Below are 5,321 nucleotides of genomic sequence, written 5' to 3'. Positions count from 1 at the left end.
GGGAGTCGCCGGCTCGGGCGCCTCCTTTTCCACCCGGGCGTGCCGGGGCGGCACGGCGAGGCGGAGCACGTCGGCGAGGCTGCCGGCGTACCGGTCGGCGACCGCCCGGGCCAGCCGGGCGACCTCCGGCGCGAGGACCGGCTCGGCCGAGACGACCTTCTCCAGGTACGCCAGCCGGCCGGTGTGCCCCGAGTCGCCGGCCCGTTCCAGCAGCCAGCCGTCGACCAGCTGCCCGGCGAAGCGGACCTTCACCCGGGCGCCAGGCACCGCGTCGGCGTCCAGCTCGGCCGGGACCAGGTAGTCGAAGGGCCGGTCGAGGTGGGCCAGGGGCACGTCCACGCAGACGCGAGCGACCGGCGACCCGTCCGCGGGTCGCCGGTCGCTGCGCCTGGCGGCGGTCAGGCTCCCGCGGCCGACTTGAGGTCGGCGGCCCGGTCGGTGCTCTCCCAGGTCAGATCCGGCAGCTCACGGCCGAAGTGGCCGTAGGCGGCGGTCTGGCGGTAGATCGGGCGGAGCAGGTTGAGGTCCCGGATGATGGCGGCCGGCCGCAGGTCGAAGACCTCGCTGACGGCCTTCTCGATCGAGGTGACCGGCACGGTCTCGGTGCCGAACGTCTCGATGAAGAGGCTGACCGGGTGCGCCTTGCCGATCGCGTACGCGACCTGCGCCTCGCAGCGCTCGGCCAGGCCGGCGGCGACCACGTTCTTGGCCACCCAGCGCATGGCGTACGCGGCCGAACGGTCCACCTTGGACGGGTCCTTGCCGGAGAACGCGCCGCCGCCGTGCCGGGCGTACCCGCCGTAGGTGTCGACGATGATCTTCCGGCCGGTCAGGCCGGCGTCACCCATCGGACCGCCGATCTCGAACCGGCCGGTCGGGTTGACCAGCAGCCGGTAGCCCTCGGTGTCCAGCCCGAGGCTCTCCAGCTCCGGGGCGATGACGTGCTCGCGCACGTCCGGGGTGAGCAGTGACTCCAGCGAGATGTCCGCGGCGTGCTGGCTGGACACGACCACCGTGTTGAGCCGGACCGGGCGCAGCCCCTCGTACTCGATGGTGACCTGGGTCTTGCCGTCCGGGCGCAGGTAGGGGACGGTGCCGTCCTTGCGCACCTGGGCCAGCCGCCGGGCCAGCCGGTGCGCGAGCGCGATCGGCAGCGGCATCAGCTCGGGGGTCTCCGAGCAGGCGAAGCCGAACATCATGCCCTGGTCGCCGGCGCCCTGCGCGTCCAGCGCGCTCTCCGACGCCCCGGTCCGCAGCTCGAAGGCGTTGTCCACACCCTGCGCGATGTCCTCGGACTGCGCGCCGATGGAGACGCTGACGCCGCAGGAGGCACCGTCGAAGCCCTTCTTCGACGAGTCGTAGCCGATGTCGAGGATGGTCTTGCGCACGATGGTGGGGATGTCGGCGTACGCCTTGGTGGTCACCTCCCCGGCGATGTGCACCTGGCCGGTGGTGATGAGGGTCTCCACCGCGACCCGGCTGCGCGGGTCCTGCGTGAGCAGGGCGTCGAGAATGCCGTCGCTGATCTGGTCGGCGATCTTGTCCGGGTGGCCTTCCGTGACCGATTCGGAAGTGAAGAGGCGGCGTGTCACGGCACTCCTAGTGTGTGGAAAGTCGTTCCGCGGCAGTGTAGTCACCGTGGTCCGCGGGGCGCCCGCTGGTCGCGTCCGGTCCAACCGTCAGGACGGACCCGCCAGCCGCGTCACGACGAGATCCCAGACGCCGTCGGCGAGGTCCTCCTTGGACTGCTCGGGCATCCGGCTGACCGAACCGTCCGCGCCGATGACGGTCGCCGCGTTGGTCTCCGCGCCGAAGACCTTGTCCGGCCCGACCTCGTTGATGACGATGAGGTCCGCCCGCTTGCGGGCGAGCTTGGCCCGGCCGTTGGCCTCGGCGTCACCGGTCTCCGCGGCGAACACCACCAGCACCTGCTCCGGTCGACGGCGCTGGCCCAGCTCGGCGGCGATGTCCGGGTTGGTGACGAGTTCGATGGTGGGCGCGCTGCCGTCGTCCGACTTCTTGATTTTGCCAGCCGCGTAGGTCGCCGGGCGGAAATCGGCCGGAGCCGCCGCCATCACCACCACGTCGGCCGCGTCGGCCGCGGCGAGGGTCGCCTCGCGCAGCTCCCCGGTGGTGCCGACCCGGACCAGGTCCGCCCCGGCGGGGTCGGGCAGCGAGACGTTGGCCGAGATCAGGGTGACCCGGGCGCCCCGGGCCACGGCGGAACGGGCGAACGCGTAGCCCTGCTTGCCGGAGGAGCGGTTGCCGAGGAAGCGGACCGGGTCGAGCGGTTCGCGGGTGCCGCCGGCGGTGACCACCACGTGCCGCCCGGCCAGGTCGGCGGGGGCCGCGACGCCCCGGGCCAGCGCCCGCCGGGCGACCGCGAAGATCTCCGCCGGGTCGGGCAGCCGGCCCTTGCCGGTGTCCGCGCCGGTGAGCCGGCCGACGGCGGGCTCGATGACCCGTACGCCACGGGCGCGCAGCGTCGCCACGTTGGTGACGGTGGCGGGATGCTCCCACATCTCGGTGTGCATGGCCGGGGCCAGCACGACCGGGCAGCGGGCGGTGAGCAGCGTGTTGGTGAGCAGGTCGTCGGCGAGGCCGTGGGCGGCCTTGGCGAGCAGGTCGGCGGTGGCCGGCGCGACCACCACCAGGTCGGCCTGCTGGCCGAGCCGGACGTGCGGCACCTCGTGCACGTCGGAGAAGACGTCGTCGGCGACCGGCTGGCCGGAGAGCGCGGACCAGGTCGGCGCCCCGACGAAGCGGAGCGCCGACGCGGTCGGCACGACACGGACCTGGTGGCCCGACTCGGTGAAGAGCCGCAGCAGCTCACACGCCTTGTAGGCGGCGATGCCGCCGCCGACCCCGAGGACGATCCGGGGGGACATCGGCGCGGGGCGGGTTACGGCTGGTCGGTCGGCTCGGCGGTGAGCAGGCCCGCGTTGATCTCGCGCATGGCGATGGAGAGGGGCTTCTCCTGCGGGGTGGTCTCGACCAGCGGGCCGACGTACTCCAGCAGGCCCTCACCGAGCTGGCTGTAGTAGGCGTTGACCTGACGGGCGCGCTTGGCGGCGAAGATGACCAGCGCGTACTTCGACGTCGTCTTCTCGAGGAGCTCGTCGATCGGCGGGTTGGTGATGCCTTCGGGGTTGGCGATGGATCCCACGAAATTAACCTCTGCGTCTTTCGCACCGCGCGGACGCGGCGACCTCAACCGGACCGCGCGAACGCGGTGCTGGCGCTCAACCGCGCACGCGCGGTCGGGCCTGAGCCAGAAAAGAAGAACCGAACAAGCCTACCAGCTTGTCCACGACCCGCTCGGTGAGGTCGTGCGCCACGGTGAGTTCGAAGGCCGCCAGGGTGGCCGGCGGGGGGACGACGCCGGGCGGGTGCAGCAGCACCAGCCGGGTGTCGGGCAGCGCCGCGCGCGCCAGCAGCGCGCCGGGCAGGTCGAGGCCGAGCAGCACCGGTTGGCCGGCGGCGAGCCGGGAGCGCAGCGGCCCGGACGGCGTGCCGCGCCGGTGGGGTCCGGCCCGGCTCCACTCCAGCAGCTCACCGGCGGCGACCAGACGGTCGAACTCGGCCGGGGCGAGGAAGAGCCGGTCGACGCCGTGCACCTCGTGCTCCCGACGGGGACGCGTGGTGGCCGGGACCGGGGTCCAGACGGACGGAGAACGCGCCCGGACCAGCTCGACGACACTCTCCCTGCCGGAACCCGAAGTTCCGGCCAGGACAGTGAGCCGAGCCGCCGGGCGCGCCTCGTCATCCGTGCTCACTGCTTGTTTCTACACGCTGCCAGCCTCAGTTGGCGGCGAACTCTCCAAGCAGTGCCTTGCGCTGCTGCTCGCCGAGGCCACGCAGGCGACGGCTGTCGGCGATCTTCAGCTTCTCCATGATCTGGGTAGCCCGGATCTTGCCGATGCCCGGCATCGCCTGCAGCACGGCGGACACCTTGAGCTTGCCGACGACATCGTCGGACTCGGCCCGCTCGAGGACGGCTCCGAGGGTGGTCTTGCCCTGCTTGAGCTGCTCCTTCAGCTCAGCACGGGCCTTGCGGATCTCCGCGGCCTTCTCCAGCGCGGCAGCGCGCTGTTCGGGGGTCAGTGACGGGAGCGGCACCAGTTCTCCTCAGGTCCCTATAGCGACGGGCGGGGCGCACCGCCGCATCTGTGAAACGTGGTGTCGCTGTGAACCAAGGGGTCCATGGTTCCCAGCGCGGGGAAAACTAGCGGTCAACGGAGCTTTCGGCAACGTGGGCGCGCCATGATCACCGCAAAGTGACCGAGCCGTCAGTCAGTCAACGGGCAGCCAGCACGGCCCGGCAGTCGGCCGCCGCCCGCTGGGCGGCGGCCCGCAGCGCGGCCGCGTCCGGGCCCGCGTTCAACACCTCTCGGGAGTACGACGGCAGCACCGCGGGCAGGCTGGAACCGAAGACCACGCGGAGATCCGCCGCGGTCGCGCCCTGCGCCCCGAGGCCCGGAGCGAGCAGCGGACCGTTCACCCGGGACAGGTCGTGACCGGTGTCGCCGATGGTCGCCCCGACCACCAGACCGAAGCTGCCGAGCGGCTCCGCACCCGCGTTGAGCTGGGAAATCTCGTCGATGACGGTCTGCGCGACGGTCCGCCCGTCGGCGGTGCGCGCCCGCTGCACGGCGGCGCCCTCGGGGTTGGAGGTCAACGCGAGCACGAAGACCCCGCCGCCGTGCGCGGCGGCCAGTTCGAACATCGGGGCGAGCGAACCGACCCCGAGGTAGGGGCTGGCGGTCACCGCGTCGACATGGAGAGGGCTGGATGGATCAAGGTACGCCGAGGCGTACGCGGCGACCGTCGAGCCGATGTCGCCACGCTTGACGTCAAGCAGAACGATCGAGCCGGCATCCCGTAACTGTCGGATAGTTGACTCAAGAATCGCCACGCCTTGGGAGCCGAATCGCTCGAAAAAGGCCGACTGGGGCTTGACCACCGCGACTCGGTCACCGAGGGCTTCCACGACGGTCCGGGCGAACCGGTCAAGCCCCCGGACGTCGTCGTCGAGCCCCCAACGGGCCAGCAGCCCCGGGTGCGGGTCGATGCCGACGCAGAGCGGTCCCCGCTCGGTGACGGCCCGGTGCAGGCGGGCGCCGAAGCTCTCCATCCGGTTCTTCCCCTCTCCTCGCCACCCCGGGGCGTCCACCGACCCACGAGGTGCTCCTCGGGCGGGCGGCGCGCGCCGCCCGCGTACTGCCATCGGACCGGGCCCGGCGGCTCAGCCGGCCTTCACCGCCGCCGCGACCCCGGCGGCGATCCGGGCCAGGTCGGCGTCGTCGGTGACGTACGGCGGC

At 72.4% G+C, this 5,321-nt stretch carries 7 protein-coding genes; all 7 read right to left on the bottom strand.

Going from position 1 to position 5,321, the window contains the following annotated elements:
• Positions 1 to 339: primosomal protein N' family DNA-binding protein (locus NCC78_RS27020; protein WP_504921044.1), on the bottom strand; the 339-nt coding region annotated here is incomplete at its 3' end.
• Positions 340 to 398: 59 nt separating this feature from the next.
• Positions 399 to 1,592 (bottom strand): methionine adenosyltransferase, encoded by a 1,194-nt coding sequence (gene metK / locus NCC78_RS27015; RefSeq protein WP_250797990.1) that lies wholly within the window; start codon positions 1,590 to 1,592, stop codon positions 399 to 401.
• Positions 1,593 to 1,679: 87 nt separating this feature from the next.
• Entirely contained in the window at positions 1,680 to 2,888 is a 1,209-nt protein-coding gene (gene coaBC, locus NCC78_RS27010; protein WP_250797988.1) for a bifunctional phosphopantothenoylcysteine decarboxylase/phosphopantothenate--cysteine ligase CoaBC, read from the bottom strand.
• A 14-nt stretch (positions 2,889 to 2,902) separates the two neighbouring features.
• On the bottom strand, positions 2,903 to 3,166 hold the full coding sequence (gene rpoZ / locus NCC78_RS27005) for a DNA-directed RNA polymerase subunit omega (protein ID WP_007075826.1): 264 nt from the start codon (positions 3,164 to 3,166) through the stop codon (positions 2,903 to 2,905).
• 76 nt (positions 3,167 to 3,242) lie between these two features.
• The gene (locus NCC78_RS27000; RefSeq protein ID WP_250797987.1) at positions 3,243 to 3,776 is read right to left on the bottom strand and encodes a nucleoside/nucleotide kinase family protein; all 534 of its coding nucleotides are present in this window, start codon (positions 3,774 to 3,776) and stop codon (positions 3,243 to 3,245) included.
• A 25-nt stretch (positions 3,777 to 3,801) separates the two neighbouring features.
• Positions 3,802 to 4,119, bottom strand: coding sequence for an integration host factor, actinobacterial type (gene mihF / locus NCC78_RS26995; RefSeq protein ID WP_007458370.1), 318 nt, complete (start codon positions 4,117 to 4,119; stop codon positions 3,802 to 3,804).
• Between the two features lie 178 nt (positions 4,120 to 4,297).
• Positions 4,298 to 5,134: an orotidine-5'-phosphate decarboxylase gene (gene pyrF, locus NCC78_RS26990; RefSeq protein WP_250797986.1), complete on the bottom strand. Its 837-nt coding sequence runs from the start codon at positions 5,132 to 5,134 to the stop codon at positions 4,298 to 4,300.
• Positions 5,135 to 5,321 lie beyond the last annotated feature (187 nt).

Origin of the sequence: Micromonospora phytophila (assembly GCF_023656545.1) — a bacterium.
Classification (GTDB): domain Bacteria; phylum Actinomycetota; class Actinomycetes; order Mycobacteriales; family Micromonosporaceae; genus Micromonospora; species Micromonospora phytophila.
Note: the sequence above shows the minus strand (reverse complement) of the source record. Positions and strands in the feature narration are given on the sequence as shown.

Bases quoted from the DNA above. Each gene is read 5' to 3' on its own strand.
- coaBC (WP_250797988.1), bottom strand. From the start codon at position 2,888: ATGTCCCCCCGGATCGTCCTCGGGGTCGGCGGCGGCATCGCCGCCTAC.
- pyrF (WP_250797986.1), bottom strand. From the start codon at position 5,134: ATGGAGAGCTTCGGCGCCCGCCTGCACCGGGCCGTCACCGAGCGGGGA.